At 67.3% G+C, this 19282-nt stretch carries 12 protein-coding genes; 4 read left to right on the forward strand and 8 right to left on the reverse strand.

Going from position 1 to position 19282, the window contains the following annotated elements:
- Nucleotides 1–144: 144 nt before the first annotated feature.
- Nucleotides 145–2382 (reverse strand): C69 family dipeptidase, encoded by a 2238-nt coding sequence (locus JX283_RS01090; protein WP_204828948.1) that lies wholly within the window; start codon nucleotides 2380–2382, stop codon nucleotides 145–147.
- A gap of 363 nt (nucleotides 2383–2745) precedes the next feature.
- On the opposite strand from JX283_RS01090, the gene JX283_RS01095 reads away from it, so the two are divergent.
- Nucleotides 2746–4344: a C69 family dipeptidase gene (locus tag JX283_RS01095; protein WP_204828949.1), complete on the forward strand. Its 1599-nt coding sequence runs from the start codon at nucleotides 2746–2748 to the stop codon at nucleotides 4342–4344.
- Nucleotides 4345–5592: 1248 nt separating this feature from the next.
- Here JX283_RS01095 and JX283_RS01100 read toward each other — a convergent pair.
- Nucleotides 5593–6285, reverse strand: coding sequence for a GntR family transcriptional regulator (locus JX283_RS01100; protein ID WP_255533389.1), 693 nt, complete (start codon nucleotides 6283–6285; stop codon nucleotides 5593–5595).
- 427 nt (nucleotides 6286–6712) lie between these two features.
- On the opposite strand from JX283_RS01100, the gene deoC reads away from it, so the two are divergent.
- From deoC to JX283_RS01115, 3 genes are all read left to right on the forward strand, one after another.
- Entirely contained in the window at nucleotides 6713–7111 is a 399-nt protein-coding gene (gene deoC, locus JX283_RS08365; protein WP_239652407.1) for a deoxyribose-phosphate aldolase, read from the forward strand.
- A gap of 114 nt (nucleotides 7112–7225) precedes the next feature.
- Nucleotides 7226–8131, forward strand: a complete 906-nt coding sequence (locus JX283_RS01110; protein WP_204828951.1) for a YitT family protein — start codon at nucleotides 7226–7228, stop codon at nucleotides 8129–8131.
- Between the two features lie 113 nt (nucleotides 8132–8244).
- Nucleotides 8245–8424, forward strand: coding sequence for a hypothetical protein (locus JX283_RS01115; RefSeq protein ID WP_204828952.1), 180 nt, complete (start codon nucleotides 8245–8247; stop codon nucleotides 8422–8424).
- 129 nt (nucleotides 8425–8553) lie between these two features.
- Here the strand turns inward: JX283_RS01115 and nifJ are convergent, their stop codons facing one another.
- The 6 genes from nifJ to ptcA all read right to left on the reverse strand — a co-directional run bounded on the left by nifJ (nucleotide 8554) and on the right by ptcA (nucleotide 19191).
- The gene (gene nifJ, locus JX283_RS01120) at nucleotides 8554–12123 is read right to left on the reverse strand and encodes a pyruvate:ferredoxin (flavodoxin) oxidoreductase (RefSeq protein ID WP_204828953.1); all 3570 of its coding nucleotides are present in this window, start codon (nucleotides 12121–12123) and stop codon (nucleotides 8554–8556) included.
- Nucleotides 12124–12492: 369 nt separating this feature from the next.
- A complete protein-coding gene (locus JX283_RS01125) occupies nucleotides 12493–13824 on the reverse strand; it encodes a PTS sugar transporter subunit IIA (RefSeq protein WP_204828954.1) in 1332 nt (443 codons plus the stop codon).
- A gap of 85 nt (nucleotides 13825–13909) precedes the next feature.
- Nucleotides 13910–15307 (reverse strand): APC family permease, encoded by a 1398-nt coding sequence (locus JX283_RS01130; RefSeq protein ID WP_204828955.1) that lies wholly within the window; start codon nucleotides 15305–15307, stop codon nucleotides 13910–13912.
- A gap of 86 nt (nucleotides 15308–15393) precedes the next feature.
- Entirely contained in the window at nucleotides 15394–16536 is a 1143-nt protein-coding gene (gene aguA / locus JX283_RS01135; protein ID WP_204828956.1) for an agmatine deiminase, read from the reverse strand.
- A gap of 55 nt (nucleotides 16537–16591) precedes the next feature.
- On the reverse strand, nucleotides 16592–18031 hold the full coding sequence (locus JX283_RS01140; protein WP_204828957.1) for an APC family permease: 1440 nt from the start codon (nucleotides 18029–18031) through the stop codon (nucleotides 16592–16594).
- Between the two features lie 74 nt (nucleotides 18032–18105).
- Nucleotides 18106–19191: a putrescine carbamoyltransferase gene (gene ptcA, locus JX283_RS01145; protein WP_204828958.1), complete on the reverse strand. Its 1086-nt coding sequence runs from the start codon at nucleotides 19189–19191 to the stop codon at nucleotides 18106–18108.
- Between the last annotated feature and the right edge of the window lie 91 nt (nucleotides 19192–19282).

The following is a 19282-nucleotide window of genomic DNA, read 5'->3' on the forward strand; positions in this document are numbered from 1 at the left end:
CTCTCCCTCTCTCTCTTCCTTCTCGCCTGAAAGCGATTGAGGGTACCCTCAATCGCTTTCAGGCGCAGATGGTGACGAGGTGAGGTAAGGGGGCGGGAGAGCCCAGCTTCGTCTTACGTCAGGGCAGGCGATGTGCCGGCCGGCCTACCGGGTGCGGTCCCACGCGCCCGAGCCGTCCACATGGTAGCGGCCGACCCACGTGTCGGCGGCCATGGAGCCGTCGCGGTNGAGGTAGTACCACTTACCGCCGGTCTGCAGCCAGCCGATGCCCATGGAGCCCTCAGGACCGTAGGCAGAGCCGGACCTGCGCAGCCAGTACCACTTGCCGCCGGTCTGCAGCCAGCCGGATCCCATGGAGCCCTCAGGACCGTAGGCAGAGCCGGACTTGCGCAGCCAGTACAACTGACCGTCCTTCTGCAGCCAGCCGGATCCCATNGAGCCCTTGGGNCCGTAGGCGTTGTCGTCGTCGCGCAGCCAGTACCAGTGGCCGCCGTCGAGGAGCCAGCCGCTCTTCATGGCGCCGTCGCCGNCATTGCCAAAGTGGTACCACTTGCCGTCGATGGACTGCCAGCCGGTGTGCATGTAGCCGTCCTCGTCAAAGTGATAACGGCTGCCGTCAACGTCCTTCCACTCGTTGGAGAGGGTGTTGCCGTCCTCGTCCACAAGCCGCCAGCCCTTGGCGTCCTTCTTCCAAGCGTAGACAGGCTCCACCACGGGGTCCTCGCCGAGAGTGAGCTCGGCATAGCCCAGAGGCGTCACGAGGGCGTCGTTCTTGGCGTCGTAGTCGGAGGGCGCAAAGGGCTTGGAGCGGTCGGTGTTGAGCCACTCGCGGGCCTCCTGCAGCACCTTGTAGCANCGCTCCCNAGTCTTCTCGGCGGCCTTGTCGGCGGCACGGGTGGCAAGCGCCTCGCGGGCCTCGGTGCCTTGGGTCTTGAGGAGCTCGGCCTCCACGAGGTCGTTGTCGGCGANGAGGGCCTTCTGGAGGACGTCAAGGTAGGAGCGCATGACAGGCGCCAGATCGGCACGGTTGGCGTTGGCCAGGGTGTTGATGTCCATCATCACGTAGGGCAGGTACTGGTCCCACTCGCCGGCGGCGCGGGCCGTGGCCACGGAGTCGTTGTTGTAGCGGTCGCCCTGGTGCACGGTGCTGAGCTCCTGGGTGCCGTAGCGCCAGTTGACCTCGGTGACAAGGGCGCCGAAGGACGGGATGGCCACGGAGTACTCGTCGCGGTTGAGGGCGAGCCACTCCACGGTGCCCACCTGGGGGTCGGTGTTGCGCTTGATCTCAAAGATGTGGCTCTCGAGGGAGTCCTGGCGCCCCACGCCGGTGACCGTGGTGGCGACACCATCCTTGAGGCCGGTGACGTTGTCGGCCCGGGCGGCCAGGGAGCGGATCATGTCGAAGGTGGTCCAGTCACTGCGGCCCGGGGTGAAGAAGAGGGAGCCGTCGGTGACGCCGGTGATGCGGCCCTGGTCGTCGACGGTGTACTCATCCTCAGAGAGCGGGGCGTCGAAGTAGGCGCGGCCGATGACATAGCGGGAGAACTGGCCGTTGCCCTCGTTGGTGCGGCTGTAGGAGCGGGCGATGTCGGGGGTGTCGTCGTCGAACTTCTTGAGGAAGCTGCCGTCCTCGGCCGTCTTCACGAGGTTCTCGGAGTGGATGCACTTCTCCTCGTCGTCGAGGTCCACCTTGTACCAGAGGCTGCCCATGTTGGGGTTGACGCTGGCCTGGTCCTCCGGCAGCTGGAAGGCCACCCACTGGTGACCGGAGACCACGTCGAGCAGCCAGCTCTCGGTGTTGTCGGAGATGATGATCTGGTCGCAGCTGCAGGCGCCGTGCTCGTCCACGAGCTTGCCGAGGAGCTCCACGGCCTCGCGGGCGGTCTTGGACTGGCCCAGGGCGATGGAGACGTAGTTGTACTCGCCGATGCCGGAGTCGACGTTGGGGTCGACGGCCTTGACCTCGGTGCTGGGATAGATACTCAGCGTGGCCGAGCAGGAGACGCCCCACTCATTGACGCCGGCGGCGGAGTAGGCGTTGTCAAAACCCTCCCAGCCGTTGTTGCCGTGGTCGCGCACGTAGGTGTAGCGGTAGGTGTCGGTGGGAGCCTTCCATTGGAAGTTGTCGCCCTCGGCGCCGCCACCGTTCTCGTTGGACTGGTAGACAAAGCCGGCCTCATGGCGCGGCTCGACGCCGAAGATCTTGACGGCGCGGGTGTAGGAGTCCTCGGCACGCCCGGCGTACCAAGTGTTCTCCTCGGCCGTGAGCGTGTCGGGCATCCACACCTGGGTGCATGCCAGCGCGTTCACGGGCNCGGCCATGACGGTGGCGGCCGCAAAGGCCAGGCCGGTCATGGCCCTCTTGAACCATCGGGTCTTCATAGGCTCTCCCCTTCTCTCGCGGGCCAGGTCGGGCCCGTTCCTCATGGGATACGGGCGACTTTCGGTTCATCCACAACCTGAAAGATGTCTGTATCCCTTTATGCATACTATCAGAGGACCCAACCCCGCGCCGAAATTCTGCGTGAACGGCGCCTATTTATGCGCGAATGGTCCCCTCTAAAAACATTGCTCTGCGAATATAAACCGCCGACAATTGCATACAACGAGCTACTGTCCCTTGCTTTTGTCCTGCTCGGGCAGCACGCCGTCACCGGCCTATGCATTGCCGACGTCCCGTCCCGCGGCGGGTATAGACCCCGCCAAACCCGTCGGCGGCCCCGGCCGCCAGGAGAGGAGGGCCCCATGGCCTGCACCACCCTGCTCGTAGGAAAGGGAGCCACCTACGATGGCTCCACCATGATCGCCCGCAACGAGGACGACGGCGACGGCTCGTTCTGCGCCAAGAAGATGGTGGTGGTGGAGCCGGCCGACCAGCCGCGCACCTACCGCTGCGTCATCTCGCACCTCACCATCAACCTGCCGGAGAACCCCATGCGCTACACGGCGATGCCCAACGTCGACCCCGTCGAGGGTGTGTGGGCCGAGGCCGGCGTCAACAGCGTCAACGTGGGCATGAGCGCCACCGAGACCATCACCACCAACTCCCGGGTGCTAGGGGCCGACCCCCTGGTGGCCTATCGCCCCGCCACAGGCACCGAAGGGCAGCCCGGCTATGCGCCCGAGCAGGCAGGCGGCATCGGCGAAGAGGACCTCGTCACCATCTGCCTGCCCTACATCACGAGCGCCAGGCAGGGTGTGGAGCGCCTGGGGGCCCTGCACGAGAGATACGNCACCTACGAGTCCAACGGCATCGCCGTGAGCGACCCCGACGAGGTCTGGTACTTCGAGACCGTGGGCGGCCACCACTGGATCGCCCGCCGCGTGCCCGACGACGCCTACGNGACCCAGCCCAACCAGCTGGGTATCGACCGCCTAGACCTCGTGGACGCCCTCGGCNCAGGCAAGGACTACCGCTGCAGCGCCGACCTCGCCGACTTTATTGTGGACAACAACCTCTANCTGGGGATGCCCAAGGAGTCTGTGGCTAAGACCGTGCTCGGGGCCGCCGCTGCCGCCGTGGGCATGGCAGGGGCCTCCTCAGANGAGCGCCTGCGCGGCCTTCCCCGCGTCATCGACCCGCGTCCGATCTTTGGCAGCCACGACTANNCCGACCACGTGTACAACACGCCGCGCGCCTGGTACATGCAGCGCTACCTCAACCCGTCCGACTCCNACGANGGCCCGGACGCCGCCTACCGCCCCGACAGCGACGACCTGCCCTGGTGCCGCATTCCCGAGCGCAAGGTGACCGTGGAGGACGTCAAGACCGTGCTCTCGAGCCACTACCAGGACACCGTCTACGACCCCTACGGCACCCTCGGCACCAAGGAGCAGGGCAAGCTCTACCGGCCCATCGGCATCAACCGCAACAACGAGACCTCTCTCATCCAGATTCGCCCCTCGGTGGCCGCCAGCCACCGCGCCGTGCAGTGGGTGGCCATGGGCGACATGACCTACTCCACCTTCATCCCGATGTTCACCAACGTGAACGCGGTGCCGGACTACCTCGCCGTGACCCCGCGGGTGACCACCGAGACCTTCTACTGGGAGATGCGCGTGCTGGCCGCCCTGGCCGACGCGCAGTTCGGCAGCAACTGGAACACCGTGGCCGCCTACCAGGAGGCCACCCTGGGCCAGGGCCACGCCCAGGTGGCAGCCGCCGACAAGGCCGTGGACGCCCTAGGCAGCGACGCAGACGAGGCCTCGGTGCAGGCCGAGCTCGAGAAGGCCAACCAGGCCACCTGCGACCTCATCCAGAAGGCCACCGACGAGGTGCTCGGCAAGGTGCTCTTCACCACGAGCGTGAACATGCGCGACCGCTTCAACATGAACGACCGATAAGTGCCTGCAGGCCCTTCGCGACCTGGGGTCCGCGGGCCCGCATCGTCGGGCCCAGTTCGAGCGGCCCCGTGCATCTGCCTACGCACGGGGCCGCTCTCAGATTCGCCCTTCGATGCGGGCCCGCGGACATGCGTTGTGGGTCAGGCAGACCTACCTGCTTACGACGGAATCTCGCGCCCNGCTTTGCGTCAACGGTCGCGACTCGGGTCCCCCTCGTCCTGCGGGCGCAGAGAAGAGGTCCGGAGAGGGGAGGGCTTATGCTCCCACCGCGCAGAAGAGGCGCATGGGACCTGTAAGGCTTACGGGANCCGTCGCCGCCGGGACGAAGGCGCTTTCAAACGTTGCCAGCTCGGCCGGGCCCCCTTTCCACGAGGCGGTGCCGTAGCCCTCCACCACCATCACCGNCGCNGGGCGTNCTTGCGGNTCCCAAGTCAGGCCGCGGGAGACGTCGAGCACAAGCGCCTCGTAGCCGTCGGCCGACACCGACGCCCGCATGCCAGACCCCAGCCCCGTGCCGCACCCTACGACCTGGGGGCGACTCGTGGGATCGACCACGGCGAGGCCCTGCTCCACATGAAGCTCGCGAGGGGCGCCCGAGGCGTCGGTGCGCCCATAGTCGAAGAAGCGGTACGTGACGTCGGAGTCGGACCCCAGCTCGGCCGCGAGCACGCCGGCGCCCAGGGCATGCAGCGTTCCGGCAGGCACGTGCACCACATCGCCCGCGGACACGGGCACGCGCACGAGCAGCGCGTCCAAGCTGCCGTCTTCCACGGCGGCCTTCAATTCCTCCACAGAAGAGGCGCTCGTGCCGGCCACAATGGTGGCGCCGGGCTNGGCCTCCACCACGTACCAAGTCTCCGTCTTGCCGTGGTCGCCCTCGTGGGTGCGCGCATAGTCCTCCTGCGGGTGCACCTGCACCGAAAGCGCCTCCGCGGCATCGAGAAAGGCTCCGCGCACCATGGCGTGGCCGCCCAGGCATCCTGCGGGGTCGGCGTCCACCACGGCCCCAAGCCCCACGCCGGCCCACGGCCCCACGACGACGCGGCTCTCGCCATGGGGATGACGGCTCACCTCCCAGCTGGTGCCCACAGGGCCCTCGATTCCACGGGCGGCGGCCACGCGGGCGGCGCCCCAAACGGTGCGCACGAGACAGGGCTCCTGCACCANAACGCCGNGCGGGACAGGGCGGTTCACGTCTGCGGTCATGGGCGTCTCCTTGTCTTGGACCAAAGCCCGGCCTGCCGGGCCTCAGTCTTCGGTGGTAAGGGTTACGGTGAACGTGTTGACGTCTCCCCGATAGAGCGCCACGGAGTACTCGACGGCCTGACCGGTCTTGGCACGCCCTACGCTCTTGAAGAGAAAGCACGGCTGCCCCTCGTCTATGGCAAGAAGCTCTGCCTCCACCGGGTCCGGCAGCGCCGCCTCGAGCACGCGGCGCACAGTCTCCACCGGCAGCCCGCTCTCGGCAAAGACGTCGTAGAGCCCCTCGCGCTCAAAGTCGTGGCCGAGAAGCCCGGGGAATACCGNCGTTGGCACCCAGGTGCGCAGCAGCACCGCCGGCTCCTCGTCCAGATAGCGCAGGCGCATGAGCGACGCCACGGGGTCCCCCTCCCCAATGCCCAAGGCCTCGGCCACCTCCGGGGAGGCCCCTTGGATGCGGGCTTGCAGCACCCGCGTGGCAGGAATGGCCCCCTGCGCCTCCACGTCGGCCCCGTAGCTCATCAAGGCGTCCATGAAGCGCTGCTCCACTTTGCGCCGCCGCACCACCGTGCCGCGCCGACGGCGCTTTTCCACGTAGCCGGCATCGGCCAGAAGCTGGATGGCCTGTCGCAAGGTGGGTCGGCTCANGCCGTAGGCCTCGGCCAGCTCCGGCTCTGCGGGGAGAAGGGAGCCCGGCGGGTNCGTGCCGTCNCACATACGGGCGAGCAGGTCGTCTCGAATCTCTTGGTATCGCGGAGTCTGACTNACGAGNAAANCTGCACTTNCATGTCATAGGNTAATCTTCTCAGGCAANTCTACCCCAGAATCCCCTTGATGTCACTTACTTATTCTGTAATATGTCTAGTAAAGGCAGACCACAGACCAAAGGGGAGCTATGAGCCGCTACGACGCCATGATCGACCACACCAACCTCCGTGCCGACGCCTGCGATCAAGATATGGAGACCCTCTGCCAAGAGGCCCGCGACCACGGGTTTGCCATGGTGGCCGTCAACTCCGTGCAGTCGGCGCTCTGCTCCGCGCTGCTAGCCGGCACCGGGGTGCATACCGGCGCCGCCATCGGCTTTCCCTTGGGACAGACCACCATCGCTGTCAAGGTCTTTGAGACCCGCGACGCCATCGCCAACNGTGCGGACTAGATCGACTACGTGGTCAACCTCACCGCCGTCAAGAACGGCCAGTGGGACCTCGTGAAGCGCGAGATGACCGAGATTGTGGGCGCCTGCCGCGAGAGGGGCGTCATCGTCAAGGTCATCTTTGAGAACTGCTACCTCACCGACGACGAGAAGATCCGCCTATGCGAGATTGCCTCCGAGGTGCGCCCCGACTTCATCAAGACCAGCACGGGCTTCGGCACCGGCGGCGCCACCTTCGAGGATGTGGCCCTCATGCGCGAGAACGTGGACCCCGCCGTGAAGGTCAAGGCCGCCGGCGGCATCCGCGACGCGGAGACCTTCCTCAAAATGGTGGAGCTCGGGGCCGAGCGCATCGGCACCTCCGCCGGCGTGGCCATCATGGCAGAGCTCGCCGAGCAGGGCCTCGCCTAGGGCGACCGTTTGACAAGACCGGTCGTCCGACCCATCCTTCAAGCCGGCAGCACACCCGCTTGAAGGGCGGACCCGGTGACACCCGACCAGAGACCCAAGGCCTATGTACCGCCCATGAGAAGCGCCGCCCCCGCCGTGCTCGACGAGGGGCGGCGCGCCCAGTCGCGCCGGGAGAGGCCCAGCCTCTCCCGCACGGCCGGCTTCGTGAACCTGGGNCTCATCCTCACGGCCCTGGGCATCGTGATCTTNAAGGCCCCCAACCACTTCGCCCTCGGGGGCACCTCGGNCGTGGNCNTNATCCTGTCNACNNTCTTCCCCACCCTNGNCGTGGGCGCGTTCATGTGGATCCTCAACGTGGCCCTCGTGGTGGCCGGCCTCGTGTTCCTCGACGTGCGCACCATGGGCTGGACCATCTTCGCGTCGTTCGCGCTGTCGTTCTACGTCTCGCTCTTCGAGTGGGNCTGGCCGGTCGTGGACCCGCTCACCTCCAACAAGCTCCTCGAGCTCTGCTTCGCCGTAATGCTGCCCGCCGCCGGTAGCGCCCTCGTGTTCAACGTAGGCGCATCCACCGGCGGCACCGACATCCTGGCGATGATCCTCAAGGCCCACACCAGCCTCCAGATCGGCCGCGCNCTCCACGTGGTGGACGGCCTNATCGTCGCGTTCTCCGTGGGCCTCTACGGCGCCGAGACGGGCATGCTCTGCATCCTGGGCCTGCTCGCCAAGACCATGATCGTGGACGACGCCANCGAGGNNTTCAACCNGTCCAAGGTGTGCACCGTGGTCACGCAGCACCCCGAGGAGATCGANGCGGTCCTGGTGGACGAGCTGCACCGCACCTCCACCATGTGCGACGCCCGCGGAGGCTTCTCCGGCATGGCCCTCACCGAGGTCACCTGCGTGCTCACGCGCTCCGAGGCNGTGAGGCTGCGCAACCACCTTCACCTCACCCAACCAGGCACCTTCATGACCATCGTGAGCACCTCCGACATCGTGGGCCGTGGGTTCCGCAACGTCTAAGGCTCCATGCCGTTGCCGTGGCGACGTCCCGCGCGACCGCTCCCCCGCCCCCGGCCGGGTATGTACCTCCCCACGGAGACACGGCGCCGCGGCGCCCCGACAGAGGAGGAACCATGGACCTGGAGAAGAAGGCTGCCGAGATGGAGGCCAACGCGGCCGACCCGACGATCGTGGAAGACGCCCAGTCCGTGGCGGAGGAGGTCGAGGGGGTCGGCGTGTCCCTGGCCACCGACCCCGACGAGCCCGCCGACAAGGGCTTCGTCCCCCAGAGCCAGGTGGAGCTCGAGGGCTAGCCTCCCGCACCGCCCGCGGCCCATGGCCGCCAGCACGGGCCGTCCTCACCGTCGCCGACCCACAGAAAAGGGGCCGCACCTCCTCGGGTGCGGCCCCTTTCTCAAAGACCTTGGGGTGTGGGGACAGGCCTACTCGGCCTTGCCCTCCTCGTCGTACATGTCCTTGAGCTTGACCAGGTGGTCGTAGCGGTCCATGGCGGCCTGCTCGTTCTCGGCAAAGAGCTCGGAGGCGCGGTCAGGGAAGAAGCGACGCAGCGAGGCGTAGCGGTTCTCGTTCTCCAGGAACTCCTGGTAGCCGCCCTTGGGCGCCTTGGAGTCGAGGGTGAACCGCTTGCCGGCGGGGGCGGCGGGGTTGAAGCGGAAGAGGTTCCAGTAGCCGCAGTCCACGGCGCGCTTCTGCTCCTCCTGACAGTGGAGCATGCCGCCCTTCTTGATGGAGTGCATCTCGCAGGGGCTGTAGCCGATGATGAGGGACGGGCCGTCGTAGGCCTCGGNCTCGGCAAGGGCCTTGAGCAGCTGGGAGGGGTTGGCACCCATGGCCACCTGGGCCACGTAGACGTAGCCGTAGCTCATCATCATCTCGGCGAGCGGCTTCTTCTTGATGCCCTTGCCNTCGGCGGCGAACTGCGCCACCTGGCCGAGGTTGGAGGCCTTGGAGGCCTGGCCGCCGGTGTTGGAGTAGACCTCGGTGTCGAAGACGAAGACGTTCACGTTCTTGCCGGAGGCCAGCACGTGGTCGAGGCCGCCGAAGCCGATGTCGTAGGCCCAGCCGTCGCNGCCGAAGATCCAGAAGGACTTCTTGGACAGGTAGCACTTGTTGGCGGCGACGTCCTCGGCGATGGGATTGTCGCTCTTGACGAGCGCGGCCGCGTAGTCGGCGGAAACCTGCTGGGAGACGCCGGTGGTGTCGCGGTTCTCGAGCCACGCGGTGGCGGCGTCCTTGAGACCCTCGGGCAGGTNCTCGACCTCGAGGNGCCTCTCGGTCTGGGCGACGAGGCGGTTCTGCTCGGCCTCGTAGCCGATGAGCAGACCCATGCCGTGCTCGGCGTTGTCCTCGAACAGGGAGTTGTTCCACGCGGGGCCGTGACCGGCGGCGTTGCAGGTGAACGGCGAGGTGGCCGCGGGGTTGCCCCAGATGGAGGAGCAGCCGGTGGCGTTGGAGATGAACATGCGGTCGCCGAAGAGCTGGGTCACCAGGCGGGCGTAGCCGGTCTCGGCGCAGCCGGCGCAGGAGCCGGAGAACTCGAGCATGGGCATGGAGAACTGGCTGCCGCGGGTGTTCTTGTCGCTGAAGAGCTCACGCTTCTCGGAGACCTCGTTGACCGCGTAGTCCCACACGGGCACCTGCGCGGCCTCCTCGGCCTGCGGCACCATGGTGAGGGCGCCGCCGTCCTGCTGGGTGGACTTGGGGCAGGCGGAGAGGCAGTTGTAGCAGCCCATGCAGTCCAGCGGGGACACAGCCACGGTGAAGGTGTAGCCGGTGCCCTTGGGGACCTTGAGATCGAGGGTCTTCATGGCCTCGGGTGCGTTGGCGGCCTCCTCGGGGTCCATGACGATGGGACGGATGGCAGCGTGGGGGCACACGTAGGCGCAGTTGTTGCACTGGATGCAGAGCTCGGGGTTCCAGCGCGGGACCATGACGGCGGTGCCGCGCTTCTCGTAGGCAGAAGCNCCGAGCTCGAAGGCGCCGTCCACGTGGCCCATGAAGGCGCTCACGGGCAGGCTGTCGCCGTCCATGCGGTTGATGGGGCCGAGGAGTTCGCGCACCTGCTTGACGATGGCCTCGCGACCCTTGAGGTCGTCCTCCTCCGGGACGTCGGTGNCATCCGCCCAGTCGGCGGGAACCTCGAACTTGCGGAACGCGGTGGCGCCGGCGTCGATGGCCTTGTGGTTGGCCGCGACCACGGCGTCGCCCTTCTTGGAGTAAGACTTGGTGGCGGNGTCCTTCATGTACTGNNGNGCCTCCTCGGCGGGCANGATGTCGGCCAGCGCGAAGAAGGCGGACTGGAGCACGGTGTTGGTGCGCTTGCCCATGCCCACCTGCTCGGCGAGGTCGATGGCGTCGATGAGGTACACGTTGACGTTGTTCTTGGCGATGTAGCGCTTGGCCTCGGCCGGCAGGTGCTCGGCGAACTCCTCGTCGGACCACTGACAGTTGACCAGGAAGGTGCCGCCCGGCTTGACGTCGCGCACCATCTTGAAGCCCTTGATGATGTAGCTGGGGTTGTGGCAGGCCACGAAGTCGGCCTTGGTCACATAGTAGGGCGAGCGGATGGGAGAGTCGCCGAAGCGCAGGTGGCTCACGGTCACGCCGCCGGTCTTCTTGGAGTCGTACTGGAAATACGCCTGGACGTACTTGTCGGTGTGGTCGCCGATGATCTTGATCGAGTTCTTGTTGGCGCCCACGGTGCCGTCGCCGCCGAGGCCCCAGAACTTGCACTCGATGGTGCCGGGGGCCGCGGTGCCGGGGGCGTTGGGGTCCATGGGGAGCGACAGGTTGGTGACGTCGTCCACGATGCCGATGGTGAACTCGCGCTTGGGCTCGTCCTTCTTGAGCTCCTCGTAGACCGAGAAGGCCGCCGCGGGGGGCTCGTCCTTGGAACCGAGGCCGTAGCGGCCACCGATGACGGTGAGGCCCTCGATGCCGGCCTCGGCCAGGGAGGTGATCACGTCCTGGTAGAGGGGCTCGCCGATGGAGCCGGGCTCCTTGGTACGGTCGAGCACGGCGATGGACTTCACCGTGTCGGGAAGCGCGGCGGCGAAGTCCTCCACGGACCACGGGCGGTACAGGCGGACCTTGACGAGGCCGACCTTCTCGCCGTGGGCGTTGAGGTAGTCGATGACCTCCTCGAGGGTGTCGCAGAAGGAGCCCATGCAGACGACCACGCGGTCGGCGTCGGGGGCGCCGTAGTAGTCGAACAGGTGGTAGCTGGTGCCGAGCTTCTCGTTGATCTTGTCCATGTAGCCCTGGACGATCTGCGGCAGCGCGTTGTAGGCGCCGTTGCAGGCCTCGCGGTGCTGGAAGAAGATGTCGCCGTTCTCATGGGAGCCGCGGGCGGTGGGGTGCTCGGGGTTGCGGGCGTGGTCGCGGAAGGCCTGGACGGCGTCCATGTCGACCATGTCCTTGAGGTCCTCGAAGTCCCACACGGCGACCTTCTGGATCTCGTGGGAGGTACGGAAGCCGTCGAAGNAGTTCAGGAACGGCACGCCGCCCTCGATGGCGGCCAGGTGGGCCACCGGCGAGAGGTCCATGACCTCCTGGACGTTGCCCTCGGCGAGCATGGCGTAGCCGGTCTGGCGGCAGGCCATGACGTCGGAGTGGTCACCGAAGATGTTGAGCGCCTGGGTGGCGACGGTGCGCGCGCTCACGTGGAGCACGTTGGGCAGGCCCTCGCCGGCCATCTTGTACATGTTGGGAATCATCAGGAGCAGGCCCTGGGAGGCGGTGTAGCTCGTGGTGAGCGCACCGGCGCCGAGGGAGCCGTGGACGGCGCCCGCGGCGCCGGCCTCCGACTCCATCTCCTGGATCTTCACCGGGGTGCCGAAGATGTTCTTCAGGCCCTGGGCGGCCCATTGGTCGACGTGGTCGGCCATGGGGCTCGACGGCGTGATCGGGTAGATGCTCGCCACCTCGGTGTAGGCATACGAGACCCAGGCTGCGGCCTCGTTGCCGTCCATTGACTTGAACTTCCTTGCCATACCCTCTCCTTCTGAAGCGTTGCGGGCCGCCCCGTCAAGGCGGCCCTGTACCGGGGCTTTCCCCGGGAGATCCCTTAGTGCCGGAAGCCCGGAGGCACCGGCCCCGACCCCGTGGTCCCGTGGCTGGGACGACAGAGGCTGCTCGGGTGCCGACGCACCGTTGCCCTTGATTATCGCTCAATCTCAACAGAAATATGAGAGATTCGGCNCCCTGTATGACCGTCTCGCCGTGGTCGATGCNTTTNCGCTGTTGGAACANCTCCCGACCCGATGTGGAGGAGTGGGGTGCAACCGATTCCACGGCGCCGCCAGTCCCCCATGGGGCCGTGGACGGTAAAAGATATATCAAATTCCCAGCGACGGGCGCCCCTAGGGAAGCTGCCNCCGGGGCGTCGAGAGCCCGCGGGCGAGGGCGTCGAACACACGCTCACCGAGGAGGGCGGCCACGGCGTCGTGGTCCGTGAGGAAGGCGGAGAGACGGCCGAACAGCCCCTCGAAACGCTCGCCGTCGCCCTCGCCGAACCCGAACAGGAACACGGCCTCGGCCCGCTCGCCCGACTCGTCCCAGAGCACGGGCTCGTCGAGCAGGCCCACGGCCACGAACGTGCGGGGACACATGCGCCCCATGGGGTGCGGGAGGGCGACGCCCCCGCCGAAGGCCGTGGACGNNGCCTCCNCGCGGTCCCACACGGCACCCTCGAACCCGGCATCGACGTAACNGGCCGCCCGGGCCGCCTCGCAGAGGGCGTGGAGCGCCTCGGCCTTGGTGCCCGCGGACAAGTGCCCGAAGAACAGCCCCTCGGGGAAGAACGGCAGGAGGTCCACGTCACCCTCGTCGGAGAGCAGGCCGCGCACGCGGTCGGCCTCGGAGTCGTTGAAGAAGTAGCTGATGGTCACCGTGGGCACCGGCAGCTGGGCGTCAACGGGCACGGTGGTGAAGACGTAGTCCACGTGGGAGAGGTCGCGGAACAGCAGGTCGTCGCGGTCGCAGAGCTCCACGCGGCCCAGCTGGGGGCCGAACTCGCTACGGATGCGGTGCTCGAGCATGCGGGCGCTTGTGTGGCCCGTGGCACACACTACCACGATGTTCTTGCGGGGCACGCGCTNGCGACCCCGCTCGAGGGCCAGGGCGAAGGCGAGGGCGATGTAGCCCAGCTCGTCGTCGGAGGGCTTGGAGCCGTAGGCCCCCTCGAGCACGCCGGAGGTCGAGGCCGCCATGGCGAAGGCCAGCGGGTAGCGGCTCTTGACGTCTCCCAGCAGCGGGTTCTCCACCGTCTCGCCGGACCGTAGGCGCTCGCCCAGGGGCTCCACGTGGCGGGCGAGGTTCATGCGCAGCTCGAGGTCGTCGGAGAACCCGTGGGAGAAGGCCTCCTCGGCGGCCTCCACCATGGAGCCCGCCACCTCCCAGGCCCTTCCGGAAAGCTCGAGGGGGAGGTCGTGCCCCTCCTCCTCCACGGCCTGGGCGGCGTCGACAGGGCCGTCCGCGATGAGGGCGCGCAGCCGGGCGCCGTCGACGACCTCGACGCGCAGGTGGCCGCGGGACAGCACGACCTCGGCGGCACCGGCGAGGTCGTAGTTGGCGCGCTTGCGGTAGTCGCGCACCGTGCGGTCGCTCACGGAGAACCGCTCGGCCACCTCGTCGACGGTGGCGCCGGGGTGGGCCATGACGTAGGCCGTGAAGGCCTTGAGCCGCTCGTCCACGCCGCCACTCCTCTCTCCCCCGCCGACACGCCACCCCCATTGTAGGCAATGGCCGGAAAACCGACGGTTATGGCGGGTGCCGGGCTCAGGCGCCCGGCGCCGGCGTCCCCGCGCCGGCGGCACGCCCCCGGGACCCGCCCCGGCGACATGCCAGCCGCACAGCCTCTCCGGCCGCGGGCAATACGACCGTACCGGCGAGCAGCGGGAACTTGGCCGCCTCGTCGGGCCCGGGCCCGAGCGGCACCACCGTGGCCGCCACGGCGAGCACGATCTCGACCATGGGGGCCGCCAGCACCGCGGCGAGGGCGCGGCCGCCAAACGGCGCGCGGAACACGCGCTCGGTGGGGTCGGTGCGCCGCAGCCGGGCGAAGGCCGGGAACATGGGCAGGTAGCTCAGAAGCAGGAACACGACGTTCATGGAGAAGAACACCCAGAAGACCTCGGAGTCCTCGCCGAGGGGCACCTGGAGCAGGAGCTCCAGGCTCGCCACGACGCCCGTCATGAGGGCGCTGCCGTCGGGCATGGAGGTGGCGGCCGACCTCCGGGCGAAGGGCCGGGGCATGTTGCCGTCCTCGGCGGCGCGGCAGGCAACGGAGTTGATGCCGAACGACCAGCTCACCATGTTGGCGAAGAGCGTGACGAGGAACGCGGCGCCCACCACCCACACGAGGGGCGACGACCCGCCCACCATGGCGGTCACGGCATCCACGATGCCGGAGTCGAGGTTGAGCGCCTCGGCGGGCACGGCCGCGCCGATGCCCACACCGCACAGGATGTAGACGGCCGCGATGGTGACGCCGCCCACCACGATGGCCACGGGGATGTCACGGCGGGGGTTGTCCATGGACCCGGCGAAGGTGGCCACNACCTCGAAGCCCATGAAGTTGAACGGGATGATGGAGAGGTACGTGAGCGAGTCGGGGTTGGCGAGGTNGGGCAGGAAGGTCTCGGGCCCCATGGGGTTGGCGAACCCGTTCTCCGCCGCGAACCACACACCCACGCCGCCCACGACGAGCGTGATGAACACCTTGATGACCGCGCCGCCGTTGAGGATCCAGTCGGCGTCGCTCACGGGCGAGCATGCGGCCCACGTGACGCCCCAGACAAAGACGAGCTCCGCGCCTATGCGCGCCCAGAGCGGCAGCGCGACGCCCCAGACGCCCGCGAGCACGCTCGGGAAGATGCAGGCCACGCTCGCGATCCAGAGGGGGAAGTTCACCCAGTAGTACCAGGNGCACCGCGACCCCCAGGCGTCGCCCAGCCCCGAGCGCACCCAGTCGTAGAGGCCGCCCTCGGAGTCGAAGGTGCTGCCGAGCTCGGCCACCACCATGCCGTAGGGCAAAAGGAACGTGACGATGAGCACGCCCCACCAGAAGAACTGCACGTTGCCCATGGCCGACGCCGGCGCCACCGCCTCTATGGNGAACACCACGCAGATCACGGACNACACCACGTCTACCAACGAGAACCTCTTGGCCGGCATGGCGNCCTCCTCCCAAGGTATGGGGGACCCGCGCCGACGGGTAGACGCGGGTCCCTTGTCAGATGAGCCTCTCGGCAGGACCGCCGCTAGGCGACGCTCGGCTGCTGCTGGGTGATGCAGTGGATGTTGCCGCCGCCGTAGACGACCTCCCAGCTCTGGCAGCCCACGACCTCGCGNTCGGGGTAGATGGCCTTGAGCTGCTCGATGGCCAGGGCGTCGTTCTCGTCGCCGTACTGGGGCACGATGACGCCCTTGTTGGTCACGAGGTAGTTGAGGTAGCTGGCGATGAGCGGCTCGTCGGCCACACGGGGCTCGGCGTTCTCGTCGACGTCGATGGTGTCGCAGGCCTCCTGGGTCATGTACAGAGGCTTCTTGGGCAGGCAGAGGGTGTGCACCTTGAGGGTGCGGCCGCGGGCGTCGGTGGTGGCGGCGAGGATGGCCTGGGCGGCCTTGGCCTCCTTGTAGAAGGGGTAGTCCTCGTCGTCGGTGTCGATAACCACGACCTCGCCGGGGCGCACGAAGCAGGCCACGTCGTCGATGTGGCCGTTGGTCTCCTCGGGGTCGATGCCGTCCTTGACCCAGATGACCTTCTCGACGCCCAGGTACGCGCGGAGCTTCTCCTCGCACCACGCGCGCAGCTCCTCGCTCCAGGGCTCGAGGCCGTTGACGGAGGCGGAACGGCCCGGGGAGAGCAGGCACATGTCGGTGGTGAGGCAGGTGCCCTCGCCGTCCACGTGGATGGAGCCGCCCTCGAGGATGAACTCCTCGGGACGGTAGCGGTCGCACCCCACGATGCCCGCCATCTTGGACGCGATCTCGTCGTCCTTGTCCCACGGGAAGTAGAGGCCGTCGTAGAGGCCGCCGTAGGCGTTGAAGTGCCAGTCAACGGCGCGCAGCTCGCCGGCGCCGTTGACCACGAAGGTGGCGCCGGTGTCGCGGATCCAGGCGTCATCGGAGGTGAGCTCGACGACCTGGACGTTGTCAACGCCGTCGAACACGGCCTGGGCGTTCTTGAAGTCGGGCTCGTTCACGCAGACGTAGACCGGGGTGAAGCGGGCGATGGTGCGGGCGATCTGGGCGTACTGGGCCTGGGCCGGCTTGGCGCCGAAGCTCCAGGTGTCGGTGCGGCGGGGCCAGAGCATCCAGACACGGTCCTGGGGCTCGAACTCGGCGGGCATGTGGAAGCCGTCGGCGGCGGGATTGGAGACGGACTCGGGGATGACCTTCATGGTGGGGCTCCTTTCGGTGGGTCAGGCGGGTCGGGAACCGTCGGGGTCGACGGGGTTACTGGTGGTCCTCGCCGTGCTCGGCCTCGTCGGCCAGGCGCTCCGCGGCGAGCTCGGGGGTGAGGCCTGCGAACTCCTCGGCGCGGCCGCGGGCGGAGACGATGCGCACGACCTCGCCCAGGGCCACGAAGATGAGCACGCCCACGAGCATCGGGACCTTGGAGAGCTCGTCGGCCGAACCGTTGAGCGGGACGATGGTGGCGACGATGGACAGCACCAGCTCGATGGCGGGCACCGCGAGGGCCACCTTCATGGCCGCGCCCTTGAACGGGAAGGTGAAGACGCGCGGGCGGTCGGGGTCAACGGAGCGGAGCTTGAGGAAGGCCGGGAACATCGGGATGTAGCTGATGAGCAGGAAGACGACGTTCATCGAGAAGAGCATCCAGAAGATCTGGTCGGAGATGAAGTCGACAGGGATGAGCTGCAGCATGAGGGCGAGGCTCGCCACGACGCCGTTGACCACGTTGGCGCCGTTGGGCATCTCGGTCTTCTTGGACTCGATGCCGAACACCTTGGGCATGTTGCCGTGCTTGGCGGCGTAGTCGGCCACGAAGTTCACACCGAACGACCAGCTGGCCATGTTGGCGAAGAGCGTCACCAGGAACACGATGCAGATGACGGCGAAGAGCGGGGAGTCGCCCACCATGGTCTGGACGGCGAGGATCATGCCGAAGTCGGGGTCGATATCGGCGGTGGGGATGGCGGCGCCGATGCCGAAGCCGCAGAACAGGTAGATGGCACCGATGGCGAGACCGCCGAGGATGATGGCCTTGGGGATGTCCTTCTCCGGGTTCTTCATGGAGTCGGCGAAGGTGGTGACCACCTCGAAACCCATGAAGTTGAACNGNATGATGGACNGGAACGTCAGGGCGCTCACGTTGGTGAGGTCGGGCAGGAACGTGGCCGGGCTCATGTCGTTGGCGAAGCCGTTGGCCGTGGCGTACCAGATACCCAGGCACCCCACCACCACGGCGATGGCCACCTTGAGGATGGCGCCGCCGTTGAGCACCCACGCGGAGTCGGAGACATTGGACGTGGCCATGAGCACGACGATCCACACGAAGGCCAGCTCGATGGCCAGCTTGCCGAGCACCGTGAACTCCATGCCGGTCACGAATCCGATGATGTCGGGGAAGAGCGTGGCGCACGAGGCGATCCACAGGGGGAAGTTGATCCAGTAGTACCAGGCGACGCGAGAGCCCCACCTGTCTCCCAGGGCGTCTCGGACCCAGTCGTAGAGGCCGCCGTCGGAGTCGTAGGTGGTGCCGAGCTCAGCCACCACCATGCCGTAGGGCAAAAGGAACGTGACGATCAGGAAGATCCACCAGAAGAACTGGGCATTGCCGATGGCGGCCGCGGGGGCGGCGGCCTCGGCCACGAAGACGACGCAGATCACGGAGAGGATCACGTCGAGGAACGAGAACTTCTTGCCGGCCACGGCGCTCCTCCTTTCTCTTGAGGAAGGAAGGGGCCCGGCCGCGGAGGCAGGGCGGCCGGGCCCCGGGGATGGGCCTACTCGACGGAGGAGGCGGGAAGGTCCATGGCCTCGAGGGCGCCGACGAGCTGCTGCTTGGCGGCGTCGACCTCGTCGGTCACGACGTTCCAGGGGCAGAAGGTGACGAGCAGGCCGCGGATGGAGTGCTTGCGGTTCTCGGCCTCGACCCAGCAGAGGGAGCGCTCGGGGTCGTCCATGACCTCGTCGGTGACCTCCTCGCCGCGAGTGGCGGGCAGGCAGTGCATGAACTTGGAGTCGGGGCCGGCCAGGTTCATCATGTCCATGGTCACCTGGTAAGTAGGATAGAAGACGTCCATGTAGGAGGCGCCGTCCACCTGCTCGTCGTAGAGGCCGTACCAGACGTCGGTGTAGACGAAGTCCGCGCCCTTGATGCACTCGGGNTCGTCGGAAACGGTGATGGCGCCGCCGGAGACCTTGCAGTTCTCCTCGCCGATAGCCATGAGCTGCTTGCCAAAGGCAGCGCGCTCCTCATCGGTGCCTACATGCAGGGCGCCGTCGGGAATTTGATGCCCCTTCGGCCCGAACTGCACGAAGTCCATGCCCATCTTCGAGCAGATGAACATGAGCGATACGCAGGTCTGGGTGGCGTCGCCGANGAAGGCAAACTTACAGTCCTCGATCTTCTTACCGGCGGGCAGGTTCTCGATCATGGTCATGAGGTCGCCGAGCTCCTGGGTGGGATGGTTGAACTCGCTCATGCCGTTGATGACGGGGGCCGCGGAGTACTTCGCCAAGCTCACTACATCCTTATGACGATTGACGCGGGCCATGAGGATGTCCACGAGGGGGCCCATGACCCGGGCCGNGTCCTCCACCGACTCGTGGNCGCCGAGCTGGATGGTGCCGGGGCCGTAGAACTGGGCGTGGCCGCCGAGGTCGGTCATNGNCGTCTCGAAGGAGATGCNGGTGCGGGTGGACACCTGCTGGAAGATCATGCCCAGGGTCTTGTCCTGGAGCAGGTGGGGGTAGTAGCCGTTCTTGATGCACTTCTTGAGGGCGATGGAGAGGTCCACGATCTTGAGGATCTGCTCCTTGGTGAGCTCGTTGGAGTCGATGTAGTCCTTGGGGAACCCTGCGGCCATGGCGTGCTCCTTCTCTGCTAGAAGTAGGGCGGGTCCTTGGCGCCCGCCATCTATCCATGGCCCGACTATGCGGTCTGATATGCGAATCCGT

Origin of the sequence: Olsenella sp. CU969 (assembly GCF_905219715.1) — a bacterium.
In the GTDB taxonomy this organism is placed as follows: Bacteria; Actinomycetota; Coriobacteriia; order Coriobacteriales; family Atopobiaceae; genus Granulimonas; species Granulimonas faecalis.